Origin of the sequence: Virgifigura deserti (assembly GCA_003576685.1) — a bacterium.
Taxonomy (GTDB): domain Bacteria; phylum Pseudomonadota; class Alphaproteobacteria; order Dongiales; family Dongiaceae; genus Virgifigura; species Virgifigura deserti.
Genome location: QOZR01000004.1, coordinates 376,807 through 391,972 on the forward strand (window position 1 = coordinate 376,807; position 15,166 = coordinate 391,972).

A 15,166-nucleotide genomic window follows, 5' to 3' on the forward strand; every position below is an offset into this window, starting at 1 on the left:
ATGAGGGCCGGGGCCCAATCGCAGGCTTCTTTTCCGCGCGCCTAGGTCCGCTGATCCCAGAGCTGGCCCAGATCGCTCATATGCTTCAGCAGCAGGTCCTTGTGCTTGTCCCACCAGGCGGGAATGCTGCGGAACTCCTGGATCTGCGCCTTGCCGTCGCGAATCGCCACGACCGGCCAGTCGCCGACCAGCGCATTATCGATGCCGAACAGCTCCTCGCCCCACCAGGTGGCCGGGCCGAAGACGTGCTGGCCCTTGCCGCCTTCCGTCATCGCCTCCAGAACATCCAGGGGTTCGACGCTGCCTGCCTTTTCCGCGGCGTTCTTCCACTGCTCCATGATCGCGGCATATTCCCACGACACCGCCGACCAAGTTCCCGGATAGCGGCTTTGATAGGTTTCGTAGAACGCCTTCGGGTTGCTGAAGTTGATCTGCTCCTGCTGCATCGCCGGATCGTCGAAGTCCGGGAACTGGAAGACGAAGCCTTCCATGAACTCGGGCGATGTCTTGTCGACGATCTGCTGATAGTTGTCGCAGGTGCAAGAAATCATCTGCCCCTTGAAGCCCTGCAGGAAGGCCTGTTCGGTCAGCAGGTTCACGAAGTCCGGATAGGCGGTGTCGAGACAGATGATGTCCGGATTGCTCGCCAGCATGGCGGTCATGATCGGCGCGAAGTCGGTCGTCGAGATATCGAAGAACTTGTCATAGACGATGTCGATTCCCGCCGCCTCGAACGCCGCGCGATAGGTCGCGATCGACGGGAGGCCGAGCGCATCCTCCTGCGCGCACATCGCGACCGTCTTCAGCTCCGGCCGCTGCTCCGCCAGCCATTCCACGCCCGTCACATTGTAGATCGGGTGGACCTCGGCGGGCGCGATCAGATAGGGCGTATCCGGCGACAGGTCGCTCGGCAGCAGGGTCGAGACCAGCATCTTCGCCCGGTTGGCGAAGGGCTGCACGCCCGGCCAGGGATCACCGCCCAGCATCATGATGAACTTGACGTCGTCTTCCAGCACCAGCTTCTGGGCACCCTGCAGCGCCTTGTCGGCCAGATACTCGTCGTCATAGGAGGAGAACTCGATCCTGTGCGGCTCGCCGTTGATATTGACGCCGCCGGCGGCATTCACCTGCTCGGCCCAGATCTGGCAGCCATACAGGCCGGGCAGGCCCCAGGCGGCCACCTCGCCGGTCAGCGGCGCAAGAAAGCCGATCCGAACCACCTTGTCGGCCGCGAAGGCCCGTCGCGTGAGTTTGGTGCTACCCGCCAGCGCAAGACCCGCCGCGGTGCCGCCGAGAAACTGACGGCGATTGACTCCCAATCCTTTCATCCTTCAGCGCTCCCTCTGTTATTGCCGAGTCTTTGATAGACCGCTTTTTTATTCGGCCCTGGTCGCCGCAACCGGGCCGGGCTCGTTTTTAGGCCGCATGAAATCATGCGACCATTGTCGCACCGAAGTCCACACCATAATCGACGCCAAAGACCAATTCTGTTCCGCTTGTGATAAGATTTCCGCCAAATGGCGGGTTTCGGCGAGCCATTTCCCAACCAATCCAGCCGAACGGTTGATCGCCGCGGCGGCTTGGGTGATCGCCTTCGGATTACAGGGCGTCCGCATGCTGACACATCGCGAGACGCACTCCGTTTCCCATCTCAATTTCCCACAGGCGCCGATGCCGCAGACGCCGCGGCGGTTCGCGAAGCGTTTGTGGATTTGATCCCGCTTCCGCCGGGGTTTTATGGATTCTTGTGGATTTTAGGCAATTCCTCTTGAAAAGCCTTGCCGATCGGCGGCTTGATTTTTGGACGGCATAGGCGAGGTCGCGCTGCAGCCGATCCCGGCCGTACCGAACGATAATCGAAATAATGGGAGGAAGGCGTTCATGTTCGACAATTTGAGAGCGGCCGCGATCGCTGGCGCCGTCGCCTGCGGGCTTGCGCTGTCCGGCCCGGCCGCTCATGCGGTCGAATCGTCGGATCCGATCAAGATGACGCTGCATGACTGGACGGGACAGCTGATCACCACAAAGATCATGGGCAAGGCCCTGGAGAACATGGGCTACACCGTCGAATATGTTCAGGCCGACTACCTGGCCCAGTTCGCCGGCCTCGAATCGGGCGACCTCCATGTCGCGATGGAGATGTGGGAGACCACTGGCAAGGAAGCGATGGAGGCGTCGCTGGCCACCGGCAACACCGTCGACCTCGGCGAGACCGGGATGAAGGCAGTCGAGGAGTGGTGGTACCCGATCTACATGAAGGAGCAGTGCCCCGGCCTACCCGACTGGGAGGCGCTGAACGAGTGCGCCGAGCTGTTCGCCACGCCGGAGACGGCGCCGAAAGGCCGTTATCTGGGCGGGCCGGTGACCTGGGGCGGTTTCGACGACGAGCGCGTCGAGGCCCTGGACCTCGATTTCGAAGTGGTGCATGCGGGCACGGACGCGGCCCTGTTCGCCGAGATCAAGTCGGCCTACGAGCGCAAGGCGCCGATCATCGCCTGGGTCTACACGCCGCATTGGGCGCCGATCCTCTATGAAGGCGAATGGGTCGAGTTCCCGGCCTATACCGAGGAATGCTACGACGATCCGAGCTGGGGCTCGAACCCCGACATGGCCTATGACTGCGGCAAGCCGCGCGGCTGGATCAAGAAGGTCGGTTGGGCCGGCGGCGAGAAGAAGTGGCCGGGCGCCTATGAAGCGATCCGGAACTTCAAGATCGACAACGAGACGATGGGTCGGCTGATCGACCAAGTCGACAACCAGGGTCGCGACCTCGACGAGGTCGTCAACGAGTGGATGGCCAAGAACGAGGCCACCTGGACGGCCTGGACGGAGTAGGATCATCGAGCACAGGGGAGTCGGCCCCCATGGTTCGACAGGCTCACCATGAGGGCCTTTCCTCATCCCGAGCTTGTCGAGGGACGAGGGGCGAAGAATGAGGCCCTCATGACGTCCGCATCCGCTTCGGCAGACCACGAACGGCCGGTCAAGCTGGCCTGCCGGAATGTGTGGAAGCTGTTCGGCGCGGGGGCGGAGCGGCTGTTCGCCGACGGCGCGGCCGCGCCGTCGGCCGAGGCGCTGGCGCGGGCCGGGCTGATCGCAGCGGTCCGCGAAGCCGACCTCGCGGTGCGCGAGGGCGAGATCTTCGTGATCATGGGGCTGTCGGGCTCGGGCAAGTCGACGCTCGTGCGCTGCATGTCGCGGCTGATCGAGCCGACGGCCGGCGCCGTGCTGTTTGAGGGGCAGGACCTGCTCAAGGCCTCGGAGGCCGAGCTGATCGCGCTGCGCCGCCACAAGATGGGCATGGTGTTCCAGCATTTCGCGCTGCTGCCGCATCTGACGGTGCTGGGCAACGTCGCCTTTCCGCTGGAGATCCAGGGGGTCCGGCGAGCGGAGCGCGAGCGCCGGGCACGGGCGATGATCGAGCTGGTCGGCCTCGGCGGTCGCGAGTCCTATTACCCGCGCCAACTCTCGGGCGGTCAGCAGCAGCGCGTCGGCATCGCCCGCAGCCTCGCGGTCGAGCCGGAGGTCTGGTTCCTCGACGAGCCGTTTTCGGCGCTCGACCCGCTGATCCGGCGCGAGATGCAGGACGAGTTCCTGCGGCTGCAGCGCTTGCTGCGTAAGACCATCGTCTTCATCACCCATGATTTCGACGAGGCGATCCGGCTGGCCGACCGCATCGCCATCATGAAGGACGGCGCGATCATCCAGAGCGGCACGCCGGAGGAGCTGGTGATGCAGCCGGCGACCGACTATGTCGCCGAGTTCACCCGCGAGGTGTCCCGCGCCAAAGTGCTGTCGGCCCGCTCGGCGATGGAGCCGCCGGTGCCCGGCGCGCGTCTCTCCGGCAGCGTCCCGGCCGACGCCAAGATCCAGGATCTCGCGCGCCGGGTCATCGCGAGCGACGGCGCGGTCGCGGTCGTCGATGCGGACGGGCGGCCGATCGGTCAGCTGACGCGCGACGCGGTCCTCGACATTCTAGCCGGGCAATCGGACAGGCCGGCATGAGCGCCACCGCCGGCATCGCCGGCGCGCAGCCGGCGCGGCTCCAGCCCTGGCCCGTTCTTTGGGCCGTCCTGCTGGGGGCGACCTTCCTGCTGTTCTTCTCCGAGGGGCTACACGACGCGCTGGAAGGCCTCGCGCCCTGGGCATTCGAATATCCCCGTGCCTGGGTAATTCCGCTGCGCGACTGGGTCAGCGGCTTCATGCAGTGGCTGATCAACGATTTCGACCTCGGCCTCTTCACTTTCAAGGAGTTCACGCGGTCGATCTCCTGGCTGCTGACCTGGCCGTTCGCCTTCGCCAACAGCCTGCTGGCGGAGGGTTTCATCCATGGCCGGGGCGATAAGGCGGTTCTGCTCTGGCCGCGCCTGTCCTGGCTGGCGGTGATCGCGATCGCCGTCCTCATGGGCTTCTATGCCCAGGGCTGGCGGCTGGCGCTGCTGGTCGGCGCCTGCTTCGCCTATCTCGCCGTCTTCGGGCAGTGGACGAGCGCGATGGTGACGCTGAGCTCGATCGCCATCGCAGTGCCGTTCGGCGTGGTCGGCGGGCTGCTGCTCGGCATTGCCGGGTTCCGTTCGGCGCGCGTCGAGCGGGCGATGGCGCCGGTGCTCGACCTGATGCAGACGGTGCCGATCTTCGCCTACTTGATCCCCGCCCTCTATCTCTTCGGCTTCGGGCCGGTCGCCTCGATGATCGCGACCATCATCTACGCCACGCCGCCGATGGTGCGCATGACCATCCTGGCGCTGCGCCAGGTTCCTGACGAGATCGTCGATTTCGGCCGCATGGCCGGCTGTTCGCGGCGGCAGCTTCTGTGGAAGGTGCGCATTCCCGCGGCCCGGCAAAGCCTGATGGTCGGCGTCAACCAGGTGATCATGCTGTCCCTCAACATGGTGATCATCGCCTCGATGATCGGCGCCGGGGGCCTCGGCTATGACGTGCTGACCGCCCTGCGCCGGCTCGACATCGGTGCCGGGCTGGAGGCGGGCATCGGCATCGTCGTGCTGGCGATCGCGCTCGACCGGCTGAGTCAGGCCTTCGCCGCCCGCCCGCCGGAACAGCAGCGCGAGGACAGCGCCGGCCTGCTGCGGCGGCACCCCTATCTCGCGGCCGGACTGGCCGCCGCCGCCGTCACCTGGATCGGCGGCCTCGTCCTGCCGGCGCTGGGCAGCTACCCCGAGTCCCTCACCCTCACCACGGCGCCGTTCTGGGACGGGCTGGTGAGCTGGATCAACATCAACTTCTTCGACGCGCTCGAGGCCATCAAGACCTTCCTGCTGCTCAACCTGATGATCCCGGTGAAGCGTTTCCTGCTGACCCTCCCCTGGCCGCTGGTGGTGGGGCTGGTGGCGCTCGCCGGCTATCAGCTCGGGGGCCTGCGCCTCGCCGCGCTGACCGCGGCGCTGGTGCTCTTCCTCGCCGTCACCCGGCAGTGGGAGAACGCGATGGAGACGGTCTATCTCTGCGGCGTGTCGGCACTGATCGCCAGCCTGATCGGCTGGCCGATCGGCATCTGGGCGGCACGCAAGGCGCGGGTGAACGCGGTGGTCCAGCCGGTGATCGACACGCTGCAGACCCTGCCCGCCTTCGTCTATCTGATTCCCGCCGTCATGCTGTTCCGGGTCGGCGACTTCACCGCAATGATCGCCGTCGTCGCCTATGCCGTGGTGCCGGCGATCCGCTATACGATCCTCGGCATCCAGCGGGTGCCGCCGACGCTGATCGAGGCGGCGACGGCGCAGGGCTGCACCCGGCGGCAGATCCTGTGGCGGGTGCAGCTTCCGCTGGCGCTGCCGGAGATTCTGCTGGGCGTCAACCAGACGATCATGATGGCGCTCAGCATGCTGGTGATCACCGCGCTGGTCGGCACGCGCGACCTCGGCCAGGAAGTCTATATCGCGCTGACCAAGGCCGACACGGGCCGAGGCATCGTCGCCGGCCTGTGCGTCGCCTTCATCGCCATCACCGCCGACCGCCTGATCGGCGCCTGGAGCGGCCGGCTCAAGACCCGGCTCGGCCTCGCCTGACGGCTCCGGCCTCGGGGCTGCTCGCCCGTGACGGCCGGTCGGCCGAGGCGCCGTCTGCAGCCGTCTGCCAAGGAGAGCCGCCACGATGCTCACCGATTGGATCTACGCCGCTCCGATTTGGCTGATGGGGGGCGTCGTGATCGGCATCGCGGTCGCCCTTTCCGCTACTGGCCTGCTCCTCGTTGATCGGCTGTTCTCGAACGAACGACGGCGCGAACATAATGATGTGGCCGGCTTCCTCATCGCCGTCGTCGGCATCTTCTATGCCGTGCTGCTTGCCTCGATCGCGGTCATGGCGTGGGCGGATTACAGCGATGCCCGGGCGACGATAGGCCGCGAGGCGGACCTCATCGCCGATCTCCACCGTATTGCCGGCAGCTTGCCCGCCGCAACTGGCCGACCCATAAGGAACGCTCTGGTCGAGTACGCGCAGGTGGTGGTCGAGGAGGAGTGGCCCGCGCTCCAACACGGCGAGCGCCCGCGTCGCATCGTCGAGCCGCTCCAGCGCATCCAGAGCCAGCTCGTAACCTACCGGCCCGGGACCAAGGCTGCAGAGGTACTATTGGCGACGATGTTGAGCCGGCTCGGCGACCTCTATGACGCCCGGACCGATCGGCTTTTGGCGGCCGACGATAAGATCCCACCGGTCGTCTGGTGGACGGTACTTCTTGGTGCTGCTCTGACCATCGGGTTCACCTACTTTTTCGGCCTGCGAAGCCGAGGCACACACATGGCCATGACCGGCATTCTCGCCGCGTCATTGGCGAGCGTCATCGTCATGACCATTGCTCTCGACCAACCTTTCCGCGGTGGTGCCAAGTTCACGCCGGAGCCGTTCCTCGAGTTGCTCGACCTGCTCGTGCCATGAATCGGACCTGACCGTGGTGTACCGGCTGGCCATCTTCGATTTCGACGGCACGCTCGCCGACAGCGCCGCGTGGACGCGAGGCGTCCTGAACCAAGTGGCGGAGCGCTTCCGCTTCCGCCAACTCAGCGACGCCGAGTTCGCAATGCTGCGCGGTCGCGACAGCCGCGCCATCGTCCGCTATCTCGGCGTGCCCGCGTGGAAGATTCCGCTCATCGCGCGTCACATGCGGATGCTGGCCGGCCGCGACGCATCGAAGATCCCTCTTTTCCCTGGCACGGCGGACCTCCTGCGGACGCTGCAGGCTCACGGGGTAAGCGTCGCCGTGGTCAGCTCGAATTCCGAGGCGAACGTTCGACAGGTGCTGGGCGCCGAGAACGCCGCGCTCGTCCCTCATTTCGCGTGCGGCGCCGCGATCTTCGGCAAGGCGGCCAAGTTCCGCCAAGTGCTCAGGCGCAGCGGCGTCCCAGGCGCGGAGACGATCTGCATCGGCGATGAGACGCGCGACATCGAAGCGGCCAGGGATGCCGGTCTCGCAGCCGCCGCGGTGAGCTGGGGATACGCGACGCCCGAGCTTCTGCGCAGGCACCAGCCGACCTTCCTGTTCGAGCATATGGACGAGATCGCCCCGGCGCTTATCGCCTGACGCCTTCGGAGCGGGGGACGAATCGCCGGAACGCGAAAATAACCCCATGCAAAGGGGAAAGCGACATGGCTTATGTCGCTTTTGCGATATGTTGAGCGCCGCGGGGTCGCCGGGCCCTTGTTTTCGCGGCGATCGGAAACGATCTGTGGCAGGCGGCACGCCCTGCAGCTTTCCAGAGACAGAACGGCCCATGACGCTTCAATCCCCTGGTCAATCCCCGGTTCAGTTCCCGTTCGACAACAGCTACGCCCGTCTGCCCGATCGCTTCTTCGCGCGCGTCGCGCCGACGCCCGTGGACGCGCCCAGGCTCGTGCGGCTGAACCGGGACCTCGCCTTGGCGCTTCGCCTCGATCCCGACTGGCTCGCCAGCCCGCAAGGGGTCGAGATCCTCGCGGGCAAACGCGTTCCGGACGAGGCCGAGCCCATCGCGATGGCCTATGCCGGGCACCAGTTCGGGCAGTTCGTGCCGCAGCTCGGGGACGGCCGCGCCGTCCTCCTCGGAGAGGTCATCGACCGCGAGGGCGTCCGCCGCGACATCCAGCTCAAGGGCTCGGGTCCGACACCGTTCTCGCGCCGGGGCGACGGGCGCGCGGCGGTGGGTCCGGTCCTGCGCGAATATGTCGTGAGCGAGGCCATGGCAAAGCTCGGCATTCCGACGACGCGCGCGCTCGCCGCGGTGACGACCGGGGAAACCGTCGTGCGGGAGAGGTTTCTCCCCGGGGCGGTCCTCACCCGCGTCGCGTCGAGCCACGTCCGGGTCGGCACCTTCGAGTTCTTCGCGGCACGCGGCGACACCGAGGGGGTGCGCCTTCTCGCCGACCATGTGATCGCCCGGCACTATCCGCAGGCGGCCGAGTCGGAGCGGCCCTATCGCGCGCTCCTGGACGCGGTGGGCGCGCGCCAGGCCGAGCTTGTCGCGCAATGGCTGCTCGTCGGCTTCATCCACGGCGTCATGAACACCGACAACATGTCGATCGCGGGCGAAACCATCGACTACGGCCCGTGCGCCTTCATGGATACCTACGACCCCGCGACGGTCTTCAGCTCGATCGACCATGCCGGCCGCTACGCCTACGCCAACCAGCCGCGGATCGCCCAGTGGAACCTGACGCGGCTGGCAGAGACCCTTCTGCCGCTCCTCGACGAGGATGACAGCCGGGCCATCGCCGAGGCGCAGGAGGCGCTCAGCGGCTTCGCGACGCGGATCGACGCGGCCTATCACGCCGGCATGAGACGCAAGCTCGGCCTGGCCACGGAGCGCGACGGGGACATTGCGCTGGAGCAGGACCTTCTGAAGGCGATGGCCGAGAACCAAGCCGACTTCACGCTCACCTTTCGGCGCCTGAGCGACGCGGCGGCGGGCCCCGCCGGCGACGAGGCGGTCCGGCGCTTGTTCGCCGACCCGACGGCCTATGACGCCTGGGCCGCCCGCTGGCGGCAGCGGCTCGCCGACGAGCCGCAGGACGGCGCGGCGCGGCAGGCCGCGATGCGGGCCGTCAACCCGGCCTTCATTCCGCGCAATCACCGGGTGGAGGCGGTCATCGAGGCCGCCGTGGAGCGGGACGATTTCGGCCCGTTCGAGGAGCTTCTGACGGTTCTCTCCAAGCCCTACGAGGACCAGCCCGCCTTCGCGCCCTACGCCGACCCGCCCGAGCCGCACGAGCGCGTCCTTCGGACGTTTTGCGGGACGTGATCTAACTACGTTCCAAGCTGCGCAACGGGAGCCGTGGTCCTCAAGAGGTGCACGCGCAGCGATTCACCCCGGCGACGTCGAGCGACTGCCCCAACGTCCTCTCCCCTACTTGCGGCGCTGTATCGTTGATGAGCGTCAGTCGTGCGTAGCGCAGCTTCATCGTCGCGTATCAAAATTCTCAGGGCGGCAGGTCACTCCAAAACAGCAAGACGTAAGAACCCGACGGCACCCGGACATTGTGCTGATCGGCCACGAGACGATCTTCCGCGACCGAAGGTACATCGGCTGGCTGAGCAGCGGCGGCTATGGCGACAGGGTGTGACGCAGCACAGGCTATGGTCATGTCCGCCAAGCCGAGGGAATGCGCGACAATTCCCTCGCAGCGATCAAGCAGCAGTTAATGCACCGAGCAACGTCTGGGAAAAGCGACATTTTCTTAAAAATTAACTAATAAGCGCGACCTCCGGTGCATGTTCCGCCTATACACGACCCCAATTCGGTTGTTGCACATATATAAAATTAACCATTTTGGCGAAAAACTAGTATTGTAGCTAATTTTCACAAGCTCTATACTTGCGCAGTTGATCTACCCGCTTCTGGTTGCCGGGCTCGCATGGAGCGTCGGTTGTGCCGGGGGCGTGGACCGCGGAGCGGCTGCTTCGGCGGATCGGGTCGCACCCGCTGGTTGCGTTGAGCGCCTTCGGAGCCCTGAGGATCGACCTTCGCGCCCGGCGGAAGTGCAAGTCACCGGAACCCTTACCATTACTGGGTCTTATCGGACGGTCGACAACATTTCTCTTTCGGTAGGCGTGGAGGGGCGCTGGCGTTTGTTGACGACTAGCCCAAAAAGGCTAGGACTGAACAGCACAAGAGCAGGAGTCGCCAGATGACCCATTCATGCAAAAACGTGCCAACTCACTGGCGCGTTGGGCCGCCCGGCTTGCCGCCGCGGTCCTGATCTACCCGCTTCTGGTTGCCGGGCTCGCATGGAGCGTCGGTTGTGCCGGGGGCGTGGACCGCGGAGCGGCTGCTTCGGCGGATCGGGTCGCACCCGCTGGTTGCGTTGAGCGCCTTCGGAGCCCTGAGGATCGAAAACCGAGCTTCTGCCGGGGGCGGGTTTACCGATAGGGCCCCCAGACACGGACAAGGGGGGCTCCGTGGATCTCTACAAGCGACTGCGCACGAAAGCCGTTTTACATCGTGCTTGGGCCAGAGTCAGAGCCAGCGGCCTCAGTTCTACTAGCAAGAAAACTGTGCATGACACCCGTCAGTTTGAGGTGGACTGGTTCAATAATCTCCAGAAGCTCAGCAAGCAACTTAGGCTGGAAACCTTTGTCTTTACAGGCGAAAAGGGTATCACCCTACCCAAGGGAAATGGCAAAACCGACGTCCGCCCACTAGTCATATCTCCAATTTGCAACCGGGTTGTCAGGCGCGCAATTCTTGAGGTGCTTCAAGGATATGGAGAGGAGACGGACAGCCCCTATCATAGCTGGGCGGGTGTACAAGCAATCCGGCATCGCTGGGCAGGAGTCCAAGCAGTCCGTGATATTATGGCAACACCGACAAGCATCGGTGGCATCCCAAAGCGCGGCGTTCCGCATGGTCTTGCCCTTATCCGTAAAGCTATACAGAACGGCAATCACTGGTTCGTTCGTTCAGACATAAAAGGTTTCTTCACCCGCATTCCAAAAGGAGACGTCAACGCCTTCATCCGCGATGCGGTGAACGATAAGAAATTCGCCGATTTGTTTGAACGGGCGCTCGCCACGAATCTTGAGAACGAGGAAGAATTGGAGGAGCGGAAGTTATTCACGCTGTTCCCCGATCCTGAGATAGGCGTCGCGCAAGGCTCAGCGCTTTCCGCTTTGGCCGGAAATATTTCGCTGCGAAAGTTTGATGAGAGGATGAATTGCCGAGACATTCACTGCATCCGTTACATAGACGACTTTATTTTACTTGGCCCTTCGGAAGCTAAAGTTCTGGCAGCATTTAAGTCAGCTGGAAAAATGCTGAACAGTATGGAAATGAACGTCTATGATCTAAGCGATACAGAGGCTCGTAAAGCCGGCAAAGTCGATGCTGGAAATATCTATAGCGGGACAGATGTTTTAGGCTATCGAGTCTCAGGTATGTCTTGTCAGCCTTGTCGCGCAGCTCGGCGCAAGTTACTTGAAAAGCTGGATGCCGTGGTGAAGGACGGCAAGCACGAGATGAGAGCCGCTGCAAAGGGTAACGCCTCGTCTCATCTGCGTCGCTACCATCAGTCGATGGTACTCTTACACAAGACAGTATGGGGCTGGTCTCAATCTTTTAAATATACGACAGCAAAGCATGTATTTGAGCATCTGGATGCAGAGGTCGACAAACGAATTCTATGCCTCCGCAAAGAAGCGGAAAAACTAATTCCGGCGGGTGATGCGATCACCCACCGGCGGGTGATGGGCATACATTTATTGGCAGACACTGGTGAACACATGCTTCCTGCTGCGAGTCTCTCTACCTGAGTACGCGACGGCGCCGGAATAGGCGGCAGCTATTCCCAATATGCGGTCGTGGTGCTCGGCTCGCTCGGCTGGGCGGTGTGGGAGGTCGGGCTCGACTGGTGGCAGCTCGCGCCGCGCGGCGACGTGATCGTCCTGATCGGCCTTTACCTGCTGATGCCCTGGATCACCCCGCGGCCTGACGCGGCCAACCGGACCCCGGGGAACCCGATGAATGGGGTGAGAAAGACATCGCGATTCATTACAATCTCCGGTTGTGAAGCGCCATGACATCTTGCAAGATGCTGCATGACCTACGACGAACTGACGAATGACGAAGCGAACGCGATAAAGGCCTTTTGGGAGCAATCCATCCGGCCGCTCACGCGATCGCGAAACTATGGAGACGCCGCCTCTATCGTCCGAGCTCGAGTGGAGAGCGAAACAAAGGTGGCCGTTCGTGCGCGCCTGCTTCAGGATCTCGAGGTTCTCTTGCTCATGGACGGCCGGGAGGACGAAGCGCTGGCCGTCATCCACGAACACATCGATCTGGAGCCGGACAATCCGTTGAGTTGGTGCGGCTTGGCGTCGTGGCACCACAGTCTCGGAAAGTCGCCCAATGCACCTGCGCTAACATCCGCTCTCGAAGCCATCGATACGGCGGTGGAAAAGGCTCGCCGGCGCCGACGCTGGCTGCGCTACTGCCTCAACGCCCGCTGCCGCATCGCGGTGACGATGCAGCGGTACGATCTGCTCGCGGAGTCTCTCCGGGCCATCCTGGAAATTCCGTTGCGCGCGAATCTGCCGGATATCTGGCTCGAGGATGATTTCCTCCGCCGGCTTCCCGATGGCGCCGTCGAGCCGGACTTGCTGGGAGCGTACCGCGCCGCGCTGGACGACCAGAAGGCTTGGCTCGCCAAGCATGGCTCCTGGGCCTGACCGGCGAGATGACCTCCCGGGAATTGACGGCGACGCAAGCACACTGCGTCGATAGCTGCAACCATTGCGCCCCCAAAACGTTGACGAGGTGTCTGCTTAGTCCTTCGCGAGGGGAGCTCCATGAACAGCGGCCGCCTGCGTCCCGTGCTCTGGATTTCGGGCATCGTCATTGTGCTTCTCGGGATCGCGCTCGGCGCCGGTGGTGTCTGGCTCATCGATCTGGGCGGCTCCTGGTATTATCTGCTCGCCGGTCTCGGGCTCGTTCTGACGGGCCTGCTGCTGATCGTCCGCCGGCCGGCGGCACTCTGGGTCTATGCGATCGTGGTTCTCGGCACGCTCGGCTGGGCGGTCTGGGAGGTCGGGCTCGACTGGTGGCAGCTCGCGCCGCGCGGCGACGTGATCTTCCTGATCGGGCTTTACCTGCTGATGCCCTGGATCACCCGCGGCCTCGTTCGCGGGCCGGAGGGCCGGGCGCCCGCGGCCTGGCGCGGCGCCGGCCTGCCGCTCGCGGCCTCGCTCCTCATCGCGGGCGTTGTCGCCGTCGGCTCCTGGTTCGCCGAACCGCACGACATTGACGGCGCGCTTCCCGGGCCGCGCGCCGACGTCCCCGAGAATTATAACGGCGTTCCGGCGGGCGAATGGCATGCCTATGGCCGCAGCGGCTATGGCGACCGCTGGTCGCCGCTCGACCAGATCACGCCGGAGAATGTCGACCAGCTCGAGGTCGCCTGGACCTATCACACGGGCGACATCCGCGGGCCGAACGACCCGTTGGAAACCACCTATGAGGTGACGCCGCTCAAGATCGACGACACGGTCTATCTGTGCACGCCGCACGCTTTCGCGATCGCGCTGGATGCGGAGACGGGCGAGGAGCGCTGGCGCTTCGATCCCGAGGTCCAGGGGCCGCTGGCGCTTCAGCACCTGACCTGCCGCGGAGTTTCCTATCACGCGGCGGAGGGCGCGGTAGATGACGCCGCGGGGGATACGGAATGCGCGCGGCGGATCTTCCTGCCGACGCCCGACGCGCGGCTGATCGCGCTCGACGCCGAAACCGGAGAAATCTGCCCGGAGTTCGGCGAGAACGGCCAGGTGAATCTGTGGGAGAACATGCCGCATGTGCAGGCGGGCTTCTACTACTCGACCTCGCCGCCGGTCGTGACGCAGGACCTCATCATCATCGGCGGAGCGGTCAACGACAACGTCTCCACCACCGAGCCGTCCGGCGTGATCCGCGCCTATGACGTCAACACGGGCGAGCTCGTCTGGAACTGGGATTCGGGCAACCCGCAAGCGACGGAGCCGATCGCCGAGGGGGAGACCTATACCGAGAACTCCCCCAACAGCTGGTCGATCATGAGCGTCGACGAGGCGCTCGGCCTCGTCTATGTGCCGCTCGGCAATCAGCCGCCGGACCAGTGGGGCGGCAATCGCGACCCGGCGGTCGAGCGCTTCTCGTCCTCGGTCGTGGCGCTGGACCTCGCGACCGGCCAGGTGCGCTGGGTCTTCCAGACGGTGCATCACGACCTCTGGGACTATGACGTGCCGTCGCAGCCGAGCTTGGTCGATCTCGAGATCGGCGGAGAGACCGTGCCGGCCCTCGTCCAGCCGACGAAGCAGGGCGAGATCTATGTCCTCGACCGCCGCACCGGCGAGCCGGTCCTGCCGGTCGAGGAGCAGCCGGTGCCCCAGGGGGCGGCCGAGGGCGATTTCACGGCGCCGACCCAGCCGGTGTCGGCCCTGTCCTACGACCCGCCCATGCTGGAGGGCCGCGACATGTGGGGCGCGACCCCGTTCGACCAGCTCTATTGCCGCATCGCCTTCCACCGGCTGCGCTACGAAGGGCGGTACACGCCCCCCTCGACGCAGGGCACCCTGGTCCATCCCGGCAATTTCGGCGTGTTCAACTGGGGCGGCGTCGCCGTCGACCCGGAGCGGCAGGTCGTCTTCGCCACGCCGGCCTATCTCCCCTTCGTCTCAAGGCTCATCCCGCGCGAGGACCCGGACGCGACTCTCGTCTCCGAGGGCTCCACTCCCGCGCTCAACGAGAATTTCGGCTCTCCCTTCGCCGTCGAGCTCGTTGCCTTCACCTCGCCGCTCGGCCTGCCCTGCACCGCGCCGCCCTGGGGCTATGTGGCGGGCGCCGACCTGCGCACGGGCCAGACGGCCTGGATGCACAAGAACGGGACGGTGCGCGATCGCGCGCCGCTGCCGCTGCCGTTCGAGATGGGCGTGCCGGACCTCGGCGGGCCGATGATGACGGCGGGCGGCGTCGCCTTCATGAGCGGAACGCTGGACTATTACGTCCGCGCCTATGACGTCACGACCGGAGAGCAGCTCTGGGAGGACCGCCTGCCGGCCGGCGGCCAGGCGACGCCGATGAGCTATGCCGGGGCGGACGGACGGCAGTATCTGCTGGTGGTCGCCGGCGGCCACGGCTCGCTCGGCACCAAGGCGGGGGACGCCATCATCGCCTACGCCCTGCCGGAGGGTTAGAGCATCCAAAGAGGTATG

General features: G+C 64.9%; 11 protein-coding genes. 10 read left to right on the top strand and 1 reads right to left on the bottom strand.

Going from position 1 to position 15,166, the window contains the following annotated elements; all coding sequences use genetic code 11:
• Positions 1-41: 41 nt before the first annotated feature.
• A complete protein-coding gene (locus tag DT069_RS09545) occupies positions 42-1,328 on the bottom strand; it encodes an ABC transporter substrate-binding protein (protein WP_119460056.1) in 1,287 nt (428 codons plus the stop codon).
• A 553-nt stretch (positions 1,329-1,881) separates the two neighbouring features.
• On the opposite strand from DT069_RS09545, the gene DT069_RS09550 reads away from it, so the two are divergent.
• From DT069_RS09550 to DT069_RS09595, 10 genes are all read left to right on the top strand, one after another.
• A complete protein-coding gene (locus DT069_RS09550; RefSeq protein WP_119460147.1) occupies positions 1,882-2,835 on the top strand; it encodes an ABC transporter substrate-binding protein in 954 nt (317 codons plus the stop codon).
• Between the two features lie 108 nt (positions 2,836-2,943).
• A complete protein-coding gene (locus DT069_RS09555; protein ID WP_119460057.1) occupies positions 2,944-4,005 on the top strand; it encodes a quaternary amine ABC transporter ATP-binding protein in 1,062 nt (353 codons plus the stop codon).
• Complete coding sequence (locus tag DT069_RS09560) at positions 4,002-6,026, top strand: ABC transporter permease (RefSeq protein ID WP_119460058.1); 2,025 nt, start codon at positions 4,002-4,004, stop codon at positions 6,024-6,026. The genes DT069_RS09555 and DT069_RS09560 overlap by 4 nt, the downstream gene beginning before the upstream one ends.
• An 85-nt stretch (positions 6,027-6,111) precedes the next feature.
• Positions 6,112-6,894, top strand: coding sequence for a bestrophin-like domain (locus DT069_RS09565; RefSeq protein ID WP_119460059.1), 783 nt, complete (start codon positions 6,112-6,114; stop codon positions 6,892-6,894).
• A 13-nt stretch (positions 6,895-6,907) separates the two neighbouring features.
• The gene (locus DT069_RS09570; protein WP_119460060.1) at positions 6,908-7,537 is read left to right on the top strand and encodes an HAD hydrolase-like protein; all 630 of its coding nucleotides are present in this window, start codon (positions 6,908-6,910) and stop codon (positions 7,535-7,537) included.
• 190 nt (positions 7,538-7,727) lie between these two features.
• The gene (locus DT069_RS09575) at positions 7,728-9,230 is read left to right on the top strand and encodes a protein adenylyltransferase SelO (RefSeq protein ID WP_119460061.1); all 1,503 of its coding nucleotides are present in this window, start codon (positions 7,728-7,730) and stop codon (positions 9,228-9,230) included.
• 1,157 nt (positions 9,231-10,387) lie between these two features.
• Entirely contained in the window at positions 10,388-11,737 is a 1,350-nt protein-coding gene (locus tag DT069_RS09580; RefSeq protein ID WP_162913089.1) for a reverse transcriptase domain-containing protein, read from the top strand.
• Between the two features lie 51 nt (positions 11,738-11,788).
• A complete protein-coding gene (locus tag DT069_RS09585; RefSeq protein ID WP_162913090.1) occupies positions 11,789-12,004 on the top strand; it encodes a hypothetical protein in 216 nt (71 codons plus the stop codon).
• Positions 12,005-12,163: 159 nt separating this feature from the next.
• Positions 12,164-12,652, top strand: coding sequence for a hypothetical protein (locus DT069_RS09590; RefSeq protein WP_162913091.1), 489 nt, complete (start codon positions 12,164-12,166; stop codon positions 12,650-12,652).
• A 120-nt stretch (positions 12,653-12,772) separates the two neighbouring features.
• Positions 12,773-15,148 carry a glucose/quinate/shikimate family membrane-bound PQQ-dependent dehydrogenase gene (locus tag DT069_RS09595; protein ID WP_119460065.1) on the top strand — a complete coding sequence of 792 codons (2,376 nt, stop codon included), beginning with the start codon at positions 12,773-12,775 and terminating at the stop codon, positions 15,146-15,148.
• The last annotated feature ends 18 nt before the right edge of the window (positions 15,149-15,166 follow it).